This is a genomic window from Dokdonia ponticola, from assembly GCF_042653865.1.
Classification (GTDB): Bacteria; Bacteroidota; Bacteroidia; order Flavobacteriales; family Flavobacteriaceae; genus Dokdonia; species Dokdonia ponticola.
The window spans coordinates 404835-419900 of record NZ_JBHSFV010000002.1; the positions used below are offsets into that span (position 1 = coordinate 404835).

At 33.9% G+C, this 15066-nt stretch carries 9 protein-coding genes; 6 read left to right on the top strand and 3 right to left on the bottom strand.

Going from position 1 to position 15066, the window contains the following annotated elements; translation table 11 throughout:
• Positions 1 to 250: 250 nt before the first annotated feature.
• Both ACFO3O_RS05840 and ACFO3O_RS05845 read left to right on the top strand, forming a co-directional pair.
• Positions 251 to 2344, top strand: a complete 2094-nt coding sequence (locus tag ACFO3O_RS05840; protein ID WP_379977618.1) for a flavin monoamine oxidase family protein — start codon at positions 251 to 253, stop codon at positions 2342 to 2344.
• Between the two features lie 291 nt (positions 2345 to 2635).
• Positions 2636 to 4540 carry a tetratricopeptide repeat protein gene (locus ACFO3O_RS05845; protein WP_379977619.1) on the top strand — a complete coding sequence of 635 codons (1905 nt, stop codon included), beginning with the start codon at positions 2636 to 2638 and terminating at the stop codon, positions 4538 to 4540.
• 120 nt (positions 4541 to 4660) lie between these two features.
• Here ACFO3O_RS05845 and ACFO3O_RS05850 read toward each other — a convergent pair whose 3' ends face one another.
• The 3 genes from ACFO3O_RS05850 to ACFO3O_RS05860 all read right to left on the bottom strand — a co-directional run bounded on the left by ACFO3O_RS05850 (position 4661) and on the right by ACFO3O_RS05860 (position 9498).
• Positions 4661 to 7528 (bottom strand): ATP-binding protein, encoded by a 2868-nt coding sequence (locus ACFO3O_RS05850; RefSeq protein ID WP_379977620.1) that lies wholly within the window; start codon positions 7526 to 7528, stop codon positions 4661 to 4663.
• Positions 7529 to 7928: 400 nt separating this feature from the next.
• Positions 7929 to 8585: a hypothetical protein gene (locus ACFO3O_RS05855; RefSeq protein WP_379977621.1), complete on the bottom strand. Its 657-nt coding sequence runs from the start codon at positions 8583 to 8585 to the stop codon at positions 7929 to 7931.
• Between the two features lie 37 nt (positions 8586 to 8622).
• Positions 8623 to 9498 carry a hypothetical protein gene (locus ACFO3O_RS05860; RefSeq protein ID WP_379977622.1) on the bottom strand — a complete coding sequence of 292 codons (876 nt, stop codon included), beginning with the start codon at positions 9496 to 9498 and terminating at the stop codon, positions 8623 to 8625.
• A 2044-nt stretch (positions 9499 to 11542) separates the two neighbouring features.
• Here ACFO3O_RS05860 and ACFO3O_RS05865 point away from each other — a divergent pair.
• The 4 genes from ACFO3O_RS05865 to ACFO3O_RS05880 all read left to right on the top strand — a co-directional run bounded on the left by ACFO3O_RS05865 (position 11543) and on the right by ACFO3O_RS05880 (position 15011).
• Complete coding sequence (locus ACFO3O_RS05865) at positions 11543 to 12214, top strand: NUDIX hydrolase (protein ID WP_379977623.1); 672 nt, start codon at positions 11543 to 11545, stop codon at positions 12212 to 12214.
• A 109-nt stretch (positions 12215 to 12323) separates the two neighbouring features.
• Positions 12324 to 12770, top strand: a complete 447-nt coding sequence (locus ACFO3O_RS05870) for a nucleoside 2-deoxyribosyltransferase domain-containing protein (protein WP_379977624.1) — start codon at positions 12324 to 12326, stop codon at positions 12768 to 12770.
• 13 nt (positions 12771 to 12783) lie between these two features.
• Complete coding sequence (locus tag ACFO3O_RS05875) at positions 12784 to 14238, top strand: nicotinate phosphoribosyltransferase (RefSeq protein ID WP_379977625.1); 1455 nt, start codon at positions 12784 to 12786, stop codon at positions 14236 to 14238.
• An 11-nt stretch (positions 14239 to 14249) separates the two neighbouring features.
• The gene (locus tag ACFO3O_RS05880) at positions 14250 to 15011 is read left to right on the top strand and encodes a phosphoribosyltransferase family protein (RefSeq protein ID WP_379977626.1); all 762 of its coding nucleotides are present in this window, start codon (positions 14250 to 14252) and stop codon (positions 15009 to 15011) included.
• The last annotated feature ends 55 nt before the right edge of the window (positions 15012 to 15066 follow it).

Below are 15066 nucleotides of genomic sequence, written 5' to 3' on the forward strand. Positions count from 1 at the left end.
ATATTTTTATAGACTTTCGTACTTCTCTAGAGTCCAAATATAAATTTCAGATTTACTCTCTGTCTCGAACCTGTCTCGCCGGTAGGAAGGGGCGTCCCCTTTATTTTTAAATGTCATAGCTACGCTTTCCATTCTTAAAACCACGTAGTTTCCCGTGTAAAAAAGTTAGTAATCTCTATTAGATTTGTTAAATTGTCTAGTATTCACCATTCTACATATAGTAGCATTAACCTTATAATTAAATAAATCAATGAGTTATCTTTCATTTAACAACCCCAATCTAAAACGTACTATTTCAGGTAAAAGAACCGAATCCTCTAAAGGATCTATGCGTAAAGCATTTTCTGATTATTTGATTAAAAATCATGGAGAAAATTATGCTTCCAAATTAAAAAATCAACGAGCGCAATCTAAAAGTAACATCGCCAGATTACGTTCGCTTCAAAAATCATCAGATACCCCACTTGTTGGAATTGTGGGTGGTGGTTTTGCAGGACTCTATTCAGGGCTCATTCTTCAATCCTTAGGAATTGAATTTGAAGTATTTGAAAGTTCTGATCGCGTGGGAGGTCGAATTGACACTTGGTATTCCACAAAGTATGATTCAAAAGACCCCAATACTGCTTGTTTATATGGAGAGGTAGGAGGAATGCGTATTCCTCAATTCTCACCAGATATGTTGCCCGTACAACATTTAGGCTTATCCCTGAATGCCGTTCTTAAACGTAATAAAATGATCGATAAGATGGTAGCATGGCGTAAGTTTTACTATAACTCAGACGTACAACGTTTACGCTATAATAACATGAAGGCACCTATCATTGCTAAAAATGCGGGTTTAAATCCGCTCAATTTTGGGAAAGATACAGGCGGTGACCTTCCTATGGTTTGGGTCACAGAAACGTCATTACCAGGTGGTGATCCATATCTACCTATCAATATGGTACTTGAAAAAGTAAATGGTCCTTTTATGGATGCGTTTAGAGATGAAGATTTTGATAAAGCGTTTGATAAATTAATGAAGTTTGATAACTATTCTATGTGGGGATATTTGACAAACGTATTCAAATTAGAAGATCTTGGTGAATATTATGATCCAAAAATGGGTAAAAAACATCATCATTTACCCTACAGTGTAGCAAGTTATCTAGAAACATTAAATGTGGGCACAGGAATGTATGCCGTGTCATTTGTAGAGATGGTTCTCGCTTTATATGATTGGGAAGGCAGTATGAATCCCTACGATCTAGAGGATCCTAATATCTATATGATTACGATGAATAAAGGGATGCAGCATTTTCCAGATGCCTGTCGATCGGTGTTAGATTTACAAGAAGGTGTCTTACCAGAAGATGGCTATAGGGCTCAAGTAGAAATTGGGATGATTGAAAATGCAAAAGGGCAAAAAGGCTATTCGCCAGATAACTTAACGAAAGATGCGCAACCGCCGTCAAGTGTACCTCCTGCGCATCCTCCTAAACCAGTTGAAGGACAACCCTCTCACAAAAAACAACGAGTTTTTATGAATCATAAAGTCATTCAAGTTGAACACGATCCACTGTTGTATGATACTGAAGGCGGCATGCGAATCAAAGTAAAAGTAGCTAAAGGTACAGGAGAAGAAATAGTGACAAAAGAATATCCGTATGTGATTAGTACGTTGCCCAACGGTGCCTATTTGAGTGGGGAGTTAAAAACAAACTTCTTTGATCACCTTTCACTTTCAAAAGCTCGAGCGATTAGAGAATGTAGTTATATGCCCTCTTTTAAAGCCTTTATTACGTTTAAAACTAAATTTTGGGCAACCCTAGGTGAACGCCAAGATGTAGGGTTAGGTGTAGGAACTTCAGATCGCTCTAATCGACAAATTGTATACCCATCCTACGGATATGATGCCGAAGGGGGTGTTTTACAAGTATACTGCTGGGCACAAGATGCCGAACGTATGGGTGCATTGACAGATGAGGAGCGTGTGAACGAATGCCTCAAAGGAATCGCGTACTTATATCCAGATGCAGATGTATACGGATCATTTGCAGGGTATCACCCAGAAGAAACAACCAAAACGTGGTTCTGGGATAATCATGCAGGTGGAGGGGCTTTTGCTTTATTTGGGCCTGGTCAGTTTACAAATTTGTATCAAACCTTATTAACACCAGAATTTGACGGACATTTAAACATAGCTGGAGAATGCTGCTCTGTGCATCATGGTTGGATTGTAGGAGCGTTAGATTCTGCCTACAATGCGGTGAACAATATTTTAACGCAAATGGGAGAAACCGAAAAAATCAAAACGATGGAAAAGATGTGGGGGAGACTCACAGCACCAGATGTAGCGATCTAAAATACTAAAAAATAATTAGTGAGAGAAGCCTTGCTGTTATATCCAGTTTTGTAATTGGATGTGATGTGTAAGGCTTCATTACGTTTATATTATAATAGAATTATATGCATTGAATACTATTATTGCTGTGTACGCTTTCGCGAAAGCACATAAAGGTATGATGTACGCTGATCGATCTCCATAGGATGCAAGTCCATATAGAATAAATAATACCAAATATAACTAAATAGTTAGTTCAAACTAATTATTTAGTTATATTTGCTTCATAAGAATTATTAAATGCACTAATGTATGTTTTTAAAACGAGTAAGTGTAATAGCGGTATTATGTATGTTTTCTATAGGTGTATCTGCACAAGTTGTAAAAGCAGAAGTAGAATTACAAGGGGCATATAAAGCTGAAGGTTCGTTGCAATTAGAAAATTCCAGAAATCTTTTTTTGGCAGTATTAGTCAATGATACCGCTACCAAAGAGGAGCAATGCAAAGCATTGCGCTCATTAGCGATACAAGATTGGAAATTTTATAAAGACTATGATGCTGCTATAAAAAGATTGTTACAAGCTGATAGTATTGGAGATTATAGATCTGAAACATGGATTGTCGCACACAGAATAGAGCTAGAGGCAAAAAACTATACAAAATCAATGGAAGCGGCAAAAAAATCAATGCAGATAGCCACCTCCGATGCAGATAAAATATATGCCAAACATAAATATGCTAATGCCGTTTTTGAACAAGCTTTGTTTCAAATAAATAACCGCATAGCATTTGACACAAGGCTTTTAAAAGAAGCTTCTGGTATGCTACAAGAAATTCTGGCGATCAATCCAACCCATGTAAATGCTGCTGAAACCTTATTGGGGATTTCCTTACTGCGTAACGATGGTGATATGGCATTAAAAGGATGGCTTTCATATTATAGGTTTTCTGATATGGAGAGCGTGTATGCGTATTTTAAAGAACCTGCAAGACAGCTTCAAAAAGTACTTTCAAAATGGAATACAACCCCATTAAATACTGAAGAAAAAATAACACTGATAACAACTTTAGGACACACCCGATTCTATACCTACGCAGCCATGATGGCAACAGTATGGATGTATAATGAAAACAACACAATAAAAAATAATAAAGAAATACAGGATATTGTAGCGTATTCAAAATACCTAGGAACAATTGAAAAGTATACGGATGAATATTATAGAAAAATGACACTTGAAGAAGGGAGTACTGAGGATTTTATGTCATTTTTAACTTCAGAAAGTGAATTGTTATACAACGCTATAACTATACCCGAGAAGGAAAAAGATACATTTAACTTACGGGCGCTAAGAAATCTTATCCGATCTAGATTTGGTGCGTTCACTATGCTAGGAAGAACTAGTAGTTCTCCTATTTTTGGGTTAGTTATGGGACATGTTGTAAATGAACGCGTCCGTGAAGTAGAGCAATATGGGCATAGCGCCGATTTTAACTTTACTGAATTAGATATGATGATTTCTAATGGATATCCTAGTTGGTATTGGGAAGATAGGGGAGCAGGAGGCTTTGCTATAGAAGGAGGGTTTTTAAGGGTAAAAAAGATGTTTAAATTTTTAGGAATTAGTGCTTGGGAAAATGTCACTGATTCTGTAAAAAGGAAAAAAGCTGAAAATAAAATACACAAAACAGTATATGAGTCATCTTTATCATCAGATAAGAATGCGGTATTAGCAGGACTTGCGACTAAATTAGAATTAGATGCTTTAGATCAGCTTTATAACCAATTAGTTAAAGAAGGGTACAAAGGAGTTACATTACAATTAAAGTTTATAGAACGCTATGATTCATATAGAGACAATGCAACCATGTTTGCGCATGAAGGCAGACATTCACTAGACAGAATTATTTTACAGGAAGCATACAGAACATTAGGGATTCCAACCATAGAATATAGAGCACGTTTATCACAAATCGTATTTAGTGAATCTCCAAAATTAGAATTAGCCAATATGGTGAATGGTACAGGAAGTACGGGTAGCGGACTGGCAAATAAGATGATTGTTGAAGTGGCAGAAACATGGATTAAAGCAAATACACCTCAAATCAAAGGATACGATAAAAATAAAATCCCAATAGCGCAACTGTATCTCCTAACGGATGATCAAATAAAGGCTATCTACAGAGGCGTAGATCCATTTTATAAGAAAAAATGATAGTGTATCTAAGTACGCTTTCGCGACCTGCCTCGCCGGCAAGCAGGAGCGTAAAACACATCGTTTAAAGCGTGCGTATTTTCATTCTTTTTAGAGGTATTATAAAGAATCAGGGAAGTTTTACCCAGTTTTTTTAATTGAAAATCCAACATCTTTAAAATAGCGATTGGGATGTTTTCCAAACCGCGCTTCATAGAGTCTACTAAATCGAGTTACGTGTGTCATACCTACAGAAATGGCCACTGCTTTTACGCTTCCATAAGTTTCGTTTTCTAATAGTTTTCTGGCTTTTAGTAATATAATTTCTTGCTGAAACTTTTTAGGAGTCAACCCAGTTGTCATTTTTATTTTAGTTCGTAACTGTCTTTCCTCTAAATAAACGTGTTTTGTAAGATCACTTAACTTAAATGTTGGGTTTTCAAGATTTGCTTCAATAATCTGTGCTACCTGTTCAATTAATTTTATATCTCCTTTATTTTGAAGGTAATCATTTTCGATTAAGCTCTCTGATGGGTTGATATTTTCTGGAGTTGTCGCAATACCTTGATCGGTCATCGGATAACGTTCTCCTTTTTCTTGTTTACGTTGTTGATATCTTGAGATTAGATTATACGTTCTTGCTAAGAGTTCCTTAGTGTCAAATGGTTTACTTAGATAATCATCTACTCCTAGGGTCAATGCTTTTAATTTATGGTCAGTTTCTACTAAAGCCGTTAGCATAATCACAGGAATATCGTAATAATCATCAGACTGTTTGATATTTTCTAATAATGTAAAACCGTCCATGATAGGCATCATCACATCAGATATGATAAGATCTACTGGGGTTGTATTCTTTAATCTTTCCAATGCCTCTTCTCCATTAGTAGCGATGATAAGGTTATATTTTTTATCTAAAACAGAGGTGATAAACTTTTGCATGCCAGCATGATCCTCAACAATTAAGATGGTAAATTCTTTTGGGGCATAATTTTTAGGCAAAGTAAGATGTTCAAGAGATATGATTTCTAATGAGCTATCATTTTCTTCTTCGTCAAATGATTCAGTATCGTTTACTATAGCCTCTGTTACAGGTATGGTAAGTGTAAAAGAGCTTCCTTTTCCTACCTGGCTCTCTACTGTGATTTCTCCCTTCATTAAGGCTACTAATTCTTTTACTAATGAGAGTCCAATACCAGAACCTCCTTCTAGAGGTTTGGTTGGATCACTACTTTGAAAATAACGATCAAAAATTTTAGGCACATCTTTTTCAGGGATACCCAAACCGGTATCTCGTACAATAATATTCAGGAGACTATTTTCTCTAGTCGCAACGATATGTATAGATTCTTTGGAAGGGGTATGTTTAAATGCATTAGAGAGGAGATTATTAATTATTTTTTCTAGTTTAAGTGTATCTGTTACTATTATATGACCTTTGATTCCTTCGAGGTTAATGGTGAAATTAATATCATTTTTCTCTGCAAGAGAAATGAATTTACCTGTAATTTTTGTTAACGTATTTTCCAAGTGAATGGATTGTTGTGTCAGTTCTAGTTTGCTTGCATCAAGCTTGGATAAATCAAGTATGTCATTAACTAAGTTTTTCAAAGAAGTTACATTTTCTTTGATCATCTCTAGTTTAGAGGTTGCAGTAATTTCAAGGGTCTCTCTATTAGAATTCAATAGTTGGTCTATGGGACCAGAAATCAGTGTGAGAGGGGTACGCAGTTCATGAGAGATATTAGTAAATAAGCGTGATTTTGTCTGGTTTAATTCGTTTAGTTCCTCATTTTTTTGTTTAATTATTTTTGTAAGAATTACTTTCTTTTTTCTATCATTATAGATAGATAATGCGGTAATAAAACCTATAATGAACAATAGTAAAATGATAATGATAATTCTACTTTTCATTTGATTTTTTGCTTGTTCTAGTTTTAGACTAACATCTTTTTTCTCTAATGCAAGCAACATGCTTTTTCTTACCTCTTCATTGTTGGTTAATGCTTTTTCTATGTTTACTGTTTTTTCTTGATACGCTAATGCTTTTTTGTAATCTTTTACTTCTTTGTAAGCATCAGATAAAAGTTGTCCAATAACAACTTGTCTTCTAGTAACGCTTTTCTTACCCTCTAATTCAAATGCTTTTTCTGCATAATCTATCTTTTGATAAATAGCTCCGGAAGCATCTGCTAAATAAGCTTTAATGAGATAGTATTTGGAGAGTAGAATTACTAGTTCAGAATCTTTTAAAATCGTATATGCTTCAGACAAAAAGAAAGCTACTTTTTGATATTCTTTTTGTTTTAATTTCAAGGAGGCTAGTTCTAAATAAGCTAACGCCTCTCTTTCAGGCATCTTGTTGGTTATAGACACTTTAAGTCCTTTGTTGGCATAAATGATGGCCTTATCTACCTCATCTAGTTCTCCAAAAAATCTTGCCAAGTATATATATATGATAGACGAAATATTTTTTTTATCAATATTATTTTCATCAACATAGGTAAGTAAAGACCTGTACTGCTCAATGGCTAATTTAAAGTTACTTTGTGCTTCATAAATAAGCGCGGCTCCTGTGGTTGCATTTTGCCTATAAGTATAGAAATCTATAGGTCTCTTTATTTGTTTTGTTTCTTTTAAGGTTCTATTAAAAAACTCTAATGCCTTTATATGGTTTCCAGCTTCTTTATATGACCAAGCAATATTATTTAATGCGATCAAATATTGTTTAAATAAATCCCGATCACTTTTCTTCTTCTCGGTTAATAAGAGTGCTTTGTTAGAATAATGATAAATACTATCTGATATTGATGTTCCTAGATAATAACTAGCTTTAATATATGTAATCGCGATTTCGTTATATATTCTAGCTCGATCTACAGGGGCACTTGTTGTATCTATACTTTGTAAATAGTTCTTGATGTCAATTTGATGATTTTTTGATAGTTCCGTTTTTAGTTGAAAACTGACGGTATCTTGATACGCCTTTTTTTGGCCATACGTGTTCAAGCTAAATAATATTATATATATCGATAGTATTTTTAATATTGGGGGCATATTAATGGGGGTTTTCTACAGATAGTATTGGTAAATGTGTATTGTATTTTGGACTTAATTACTGCTAACTTTGTTTAATCAAATATACTAAAAATTAAACGAAAATTAATATAAAGTTCTAATTTATAGTAAAATAGATTTTTAGAGCTATTGAGTAATTGTTAAACTATTTTTTAATAATGTTATGAAAAAGCAGTGATGCTCTATTCTTTCTTTGTCTATTGTGTAATTTTTATTAGGTAAAAATAAATTAGGAAAAATCCCATTCAGAGTACATACTCAAAAATGGGATTTCCTACTAATAAAAATATAAATTGTAATTGATAAGATATTTACATCTTATCCCATATTATTATACACATGCCACACCAGTAACTATTTCAAGAAATAGAGCTGCTAAACCGACTTGTGCACATTGACTAATTGTTACAAGGTCAGCATCAGAAAAAATGGCTACACATACTCGTAATTCAGCTATTAGTTCTTCAGTTAAAAAAGGGCCGTCTGCTCCTCCAGTTCCAACAAAGATGATTAAATCACCAATAACAGAAAAACTAACGCACCCTATAAAACCAACAGTTTTCCATCTAGTTCCTATAGATGCACACGTCGCAAAGACATATAGATCATCCTTTATACAGTTTAAGAAATTTTTTAGGGTAAGCCTCATTTGAGGTGTTTCTGATATTTCCCTTAAAGTTTCTCTTCGTTCTAATTCACTCTTTTTAGCATACTCAGGAAATTTTTTATCGATTTTATTATTCAACGTTGCTATTTTTTCATTTGCATCTTTAATGGCGCCTTTTACTTCATCTGGGACCTCTCCAGCTGACATCGTTAAAGCAATAGATACTCGTGCTGAAATGTCAAAAAGTGATTTTACATCTTCATCAACTGACATTGCTGTAACAAGATCTGTCTCGCTACAATTATTAAACGCATAGGTTTGTATCGATGTCAATAGGATCATTCCTACCAACATAAGTTTAAAAATTTTTGAATTTTTCATTATTTTAATATTTTATGTTTAATAAGCTTTTTTTATATTACAACTGCCAAGCAAAAATTGATTTTGGCGAAGCATTATTTGGTCCAAAATTACTTCGTGTTAATTCTACATGCTGACGTGACCCTACTACCACCACTTTATATGATCCTGTATAATTCGCATTTTCAACGGCATATACATAATACAGGCTATTCGAATCATTTGATAAATGGATGGTAGCAAAACTATTATTGAATATATAACCAAATCCAATGTTCATATTCATAGTTGTAGTCCCAACAGTAGTACTCGTATTTGAAGCGGTAATTTTATTTGCACCGATACCTCCAGTAGTCAAATCTGGATTACTATATAAATCAAATGTATAGGTACGACCAGAAGTGCTGGAATTTGCTATCGCATACGCATAGTGTAGATCAGTATGAAACGTATCCAAGTTAGTGATGGCATCAATTTGAGAATTACTAAGTGTTCTGCTATTAGCGTCAACAGGGAAATTTTGCTCTTTTGCCAAACTTGGAACTTCACCATTTGCAATTGCACTTCCACTATACGAGGAAATCCCAGCATCAGTACTTGTTTTTGCTTCTTGAATACGTCTTGCTATCTCTGGATTTACTTTAAGATATTCATTAAATTCCTCTTGTGTTGAATACATGACCACTTTATTGTAGGCATAGTTTTGCTCTACATAATGGGAATTAGCATAACTTTCTTCTATCAACCTAGGATCAGTGATCACCTCACCGTCTAATTCAAAAGATTTGAATGCTGGATCATCAAGGATTCCAGAATTTATAGTTTCAGTTTCTGTAACAAGTGCTTCATTTGCTACTGTTTCTGTTTCGTCTAGATCGTTACTACAGCTAAATAATATGCCTAGTGTTAATCCAAGTATTAGTGATTTTTTCATTTTTAAAGTTTTAAAGTTTTTAATTATTTTTTCGACTACTAACAGGTGTGATATGTGTAGTGTAAGCTCCTGTGAAAATTCAGAAAACAATTACGTTCTATCACTTTTTCTAATAGCCATGTTAACTATTTATAAATAGCATAGTCATGGATCATAATAAGGGTTATTCTTTTTAAAATCTTTCATTTTGTGGGGGATTTAAAAGGATGGTTAATAATGGTTTATGTTGTACAACTGATGTAAACTTACAGGGAGTCATTATGTTAAAAAAGTCATAAAAGGCAAACCCATGTCAATAACAGCAGTGTCGTGTCATTTTCGGCAATTGTGTCTAATACGGTAGTGTTTTTGGAAATAACACTCAAAATCACATTCAAATAATTGAATTTAAGTATTTGTAATAGAGGTATTTATATGGTTTTTGGTAAAAATCTAAAGCTTTTCTTTTTTTAAAGAGGAGTTTGGTGTTTACTTTCTTACATATTTGAGAGAGAATGTCAATTATCTACTTACTAAATATGTATTTAGGGATACATGAAATGTTTGAAAGCTCTAATTTTTGCAATTCACCTCAATTATGAAGTGCGTACGAATGTTTTTTTGTCTTAATTAGAGAAATTTTCAGGAAACAGATGTACTATAATTCAAAAATGTAACAAGAATTATATGGCTATTTTCTCTGACGCATATTTTATAACCTTTTTTTAATTGTATCCGTTATTTGAGAAGTTGATTTTGAATACATTGTATGTATTACAAATGTTTTTTATAGAATCAAGCGCTGATGAATAGGGATATTCATCTTGATCTAGAACTTTGCTTATAATATTCCTATTTTTTTGAGGATATTAGCTATTATTCAGATTTTAGTGGACATTCAAAATTACTACTAGACTGTACTTTCTGTTCATTCAGATAAAATCTAAGGTGTAAATTGATATGTTTTTTGTAAATAGCCATCAGTACAAGTGTTGAGAATTTCAACGAAATACAAATTTAAATTTTTCAAAGCAACTTGTGATCTGTTAGGTTTGCATCTACTATTGCCTCGGGCATTACATGCTATTGAAAAAGCGATATTGTTTTAATTGGTATTTTAAATGTGTTATGAAGTACCATTGTAAAAAAAAGAAATTATTCAATAAAAATGCAATCAAAGAAAAAATCAAATCAGATATTCCTATTCAGATTGCATCATAATAAGAAACAAAAAAAATGTCTTATGCTACTGTACATAAGACGTTGTTTGAGTAAGGGTAGTACTTTAAATAATAAAAATCTATTTATTTGATATTGATACATCCAGTAGTTCTAGATATAACATAGTTCGATGCAGCTATCAAATTTTTATTCTTATTTTCCAGAATATAATACAACTTGGGTTCTAAGAAGATCCTATAATGGCAACGCTAGTTATTTTAGAACTTAGTGTAAGACTTATTTCAACTTTGTTTAAGAAGAAGCTAGAGGAGGAGGGTTTTATATTTTTTCGCTTAAAGCGAAAAAACACCTATTTGTCATCATCCGATAAAAATTCTTTGGTGTAAATATTGATTTTTTATTAACAACCAAAATCGATACGACACACCTAGGTTTTAGTGTTACAAAGAATTCATTTTCTAAACTGTACAAATATCAGAAATGTTGATAGGTCCTGTAGGTTGATCTACAACAAAGCTATAGAATCCACATAGGCATTCATCATCTGAATTACAGATTCGAAGTTCTGGTTGACAACCTCACCAAAAACCTCCAGAGATCATTTTTTGTTTGACAATACTCATTTTTTCACTTCTATTATATTTATAATTTTCTTCATAAACACTCAATAATTTAAAATTAAATACGTAATAAATTATCCTTAATATTTCCTTAAAATTACTAATTTTATAAATGTACGACAAGCTTTTTATTTGTTAATTTTAAATTTTAACATTTGTAATAATCTAATTGTCAGGTTATTGAGGTTTTTGTGTTTATTAATTATGGTTTTACTGTACTATTAAAGAATACTGTATATTTGTGTTTTATATACACATAAAAAATGCAAAAAATCAAACTTTCGGTAGATGCCGTTGTTTTTGGATATGAAGAAGGCGTCATATCTGTCTTGTTGATCAAGCGTAAATACAACCCCTTTAAAGGAAAATGGGCCATACCAGGAGGCTTTGTATTAAATGATGAATCTTTAGAGCAAGCTGTCGAAAGAGAACTACAAGAGGAGACAGGTGTTACCATTAATTACTTAGAGCAGTTATACACCTTTGGAGATGTAGATAGAGACCCTAGAGGTAGGGTAGTGACCGTTGCTTATGTTGGATTGGTACGACCCAATACCTTTAAAATAGTAGCGGCTACAGATGCTTCACAAGTACAATGGTTTACCATCAATGACCTGCCAGCACTTTCCTTTGATCATCAAAAAATTCTAGACGTAGCCATCTCGAGACTGCAAGCCAAGATCACCTATGAACCCATAGGCTTTGAACTGCTCGATAAAAAATTCCCCTTTTCTGATTTAGAAAAATTATATGCAACCCTCTTAGGAAGACCCATCGACCGACGTAATTTTAGAAAGAAAATCATAGGACTAAATGTGTTGGATGAATTAGATGAAAAGATTTCTAAAGGATCAGGAAGACCTGCCAATTTATTCCAATTTAACCCAAAACGATACTTCCAACTTAAAAAAGAGGGAATTATTTTCGAAATTTAATCATTGATATGTAGCAATTTATAGTATTTGTGTTTAAATAACACAAAATAAATTTGTAGGATATTCTGATTCAATTTATATTTGTGTCATTATTACGCAAATTAACAGCATGATTTTTACATCACAACAACAAGTACCTAAAAAGAAAAGTGAACATACGTACACATTTTTAGCAGGAAGTATGGATGATAAGCTTACAACACCCTGGAGAGAAGAGGTAATGCACATTCTAGCAAAGGATACTCACTTTTTTGATCCAACAAATAAAAAGCATAATTCATTGAGTAAAAAAGAAATGAAGCGTCATGTCGAATGGGAATTAGACGCATTATCCATATCAGACAAGATACTTCTTAATTTTCTTCCTGACGCTTTGTCTCCAATATCTTTAGTTGAATTAGGCTTGTATGTAGCTTCTGGTAAATTGATAGTTATTTGTCCAAAAGGGTTTTATAAAAGTGGGTATGTGTACACATTATGTGAGAAATATAAGACACCCATATTTGAAAATCTCACTCAAGCCTTATCAAAACAAAAAAGCACTACTAAATTATAATCAATACATCATTATGAACGGATTATTATTAACAGACGGATATAAAACAGGACATCATCAACAGTACCCTGAGGGTACAGAAGAAGTGTATTCTAACTGGACACCAAGAAGCAATACATACGCTCCTGAAGGTTGTAAAAACGTAGTTTCGTTTGGACAGCAATATGTGATTCAATGGTTACATGATTATTTTCAAGATCATTTTTTTTCAAAATCAAAATCAAAGGTGTGTCAAGAGATTAAAGAGGAATTGTCTTTATATTTAGGAGCAACCTATGATGTGACTCACTTTGAGCAATTACATGATTTACAGTACCTGCCCATTCGTGTAAAGTCCTTACCTGAAGGCGTAGAAGTCCCAATTCGCATCCCGATGGTGACGGTGGTAAATACCCATAAAGATTTTTACTGGGTCACCAATTTTTTGGAAACCATTTTATCTACGATGCTCTGGTTGCCCATGACATCGGCGTCTATAGCGTTGCAATACAAACGTATTTTTAAACATTGGGCATTACTTACAGATAAAGAAAATGTGGATTTCATTGATTTTCAAGGGCATGATTTCTCGATGAGAGGAATGGGTGGATTGCAAAGTGCCGTATCTTCAGGGATGGGACATGCATCTGTTTTTTTAGGGTCAGATACACTTCCTGTGATTAGTGGCTTACGTAGGTATTATCATGCAAAAGACTTCGTGGTGGGTTCTGTAAATGCGACGGAGCATTCTGTAATGTGTGCAGGAACAAAAGAGGATGAAATAAGCACCTTTAGAAGATTAATGAATACCTATCCAACAGGAATTCTATCGGTGGTAAGTGATACCTGGGATTTATGGAAAGTATTAACTGAATATCTTCCAGTACTTAAAGAAGAAATTCTATCAAGAAATGGTAAATTGGTGATTCGTCCTGATAGTGGAGATCCTGTTGCGATTATTTGTGGAGAACATAATGAGTTAAGCGGGAAGACTCCGAAAGAAAAAGGCGTTGTAGAGCTTCTTTGGGATGTTTTTGGAGGAACGATAAACAAGCAAGGATTTAAGGTGTTAAACCCTCATATAGGAGCTATTTATGGTGATAGTATCACCATAGAAAGAGCCGAAGAAATTTGTAAACGATTACATGATAAAGGATTTGCAAGTACAAGTGTGGTGCTAGGTATAGGGTCTTTTACCTATCAATTTAAAACTAGAGATACCTTCGGGTTTGCGATGAAAGCAACCTCCGTTGTTGTTAATGGGAAACGTAGAGAGATATTTAAAGACCCTATTACTGATAACGGAGTGAAAAAATCAGCAAAAGGGTTGTTGCAAGTTGTTAAAGAAGATGGAACCTACCTTTTAAAAGACCAAGTATCAGAAAAAGAGGAGCAGGTGGGCGCTTTACAAATCATTTATGAAAATGGAATGTTTAAAAATACCGTCACGCTAGACGCTATTAGAAAAAGAATTAATGAATCAGTGTAAATGATAAAGCAATGGATTATCACGTAAAAAAGTTTAGAGACGGACAAGTTACTGCTACGATTTTAAAAGAAGGAAATCTAGCCGTTTCTTTACGAGGCAACTCATATGAAGATTTATTTACAGCCGCAACGATCAAGGAAGCTTGGGACGCACACCATTGCTTAGACAAGACAGCAACAGCGACATTAACGCTTTACTGTCTCATCGGACAACGCTCTGACAGACGATTTCACGAAAAAAAATCTTTTGATTTAAAAGTGATTGCCCGTTTTATCAATGCGATGAAATTTGATCGCGTATCGGTACTCCATCCACACAGCGCTGTATCGTTGGCACTCATAGAAAATTCGGTAGCTATCGATCATTTTGAATATGTACAACAGGCATATCAGGCTATTGGAACCGATCCAGTGTTAGTCAGTCCAGATGCAGGGGCGTATAAAACCACGCATCAGATTGCAGAACGGCTTCATGCAGACTTAATTCCGTCAAATAAGGTCCGTATAAATGGAAAGCCCGTCATTAGTATCCAAGGCGATGTAAAAGTAAAAGAATGCCTGATCGTAGATGATATCGCCGATGGAGGCCGAACTTTTAAACACTTGGCAGAAGCGCTTAAAAATCAAGGCGCCTCCAAGGTATTTTTATATGTAACTCATGCGCAATTTAATTATGGTTTTGAGGAATTAAAAGAACACATAGATCATGTGTATTGCACCAATAGTTATAGAGATATAGACGATGCGTATGTGACGCAGTATGATGTAATTTAGTAAATGAAAAATGATAATTATACATAGTATGAGTACGCTTTCAAGGCGTGTAACT

Excerpts from the sequence above, each read along its gene's own strand:
- ACFO3O_RS05855 (WP_379977621.1), bottom strand. The coding sequence starts at position 8,585 with ATGAAAAATTCAAAAATTTTTAAACTTATGTTGGTAGGAATGATCCTA.
- ACFO3O_RS05880 (WP_379977626.1), top strand. The coding sequence starts at position 14,250 with ATGGATTATCACGTAAAAAAGTTTAGAGACGGACAAGTTACTGCTACG.
- ACFO3O_RS05860 (WP_379977622.1), bottom strand. The coding sequence starts at position 9,498 with ATGAAAAAATCACTAATACTTGGATTAACACTAGGCATATTATTTAGC.
- ACFO3O_RS05875 (WP_379977625.1), top strand. The coding sequence starts at position 12,784 with ATGAACGGATTATTATTAACAGACGGATATAAAACAGGACATCATCAA.
- ACFO3O_RS05840 (WP_379977618.1), top strand. The coding sequence starts at position 251 with ATGAGTTATCTTTCATTTAACAACCCCAATCTAAAACGTACTATTTCA.
- ACFO3O_RS05845 (WP_379977619.1), top strand. The coding sequence starts at position 2,636 with ATGTTTTTAAAACGAGTAAGTGTAATAGCGGTATTATGTATGTTTTCT.
- ACFO3O_RS05865 (WP_379977623.1), top strand. The coding sequence starts at position 11,543 with ATGCAAAAAATCAAACTTTCGGTAGATGCCGTTGTTTTTGGATATGAA.
- ACFO3O_RS05870 (WP_379977624.1), top strand. The coding sequence starts at position 12,324 with ATGATTTTTACATCACAACAACAAGTACCTAAAAAGAAAAGTGAACAT.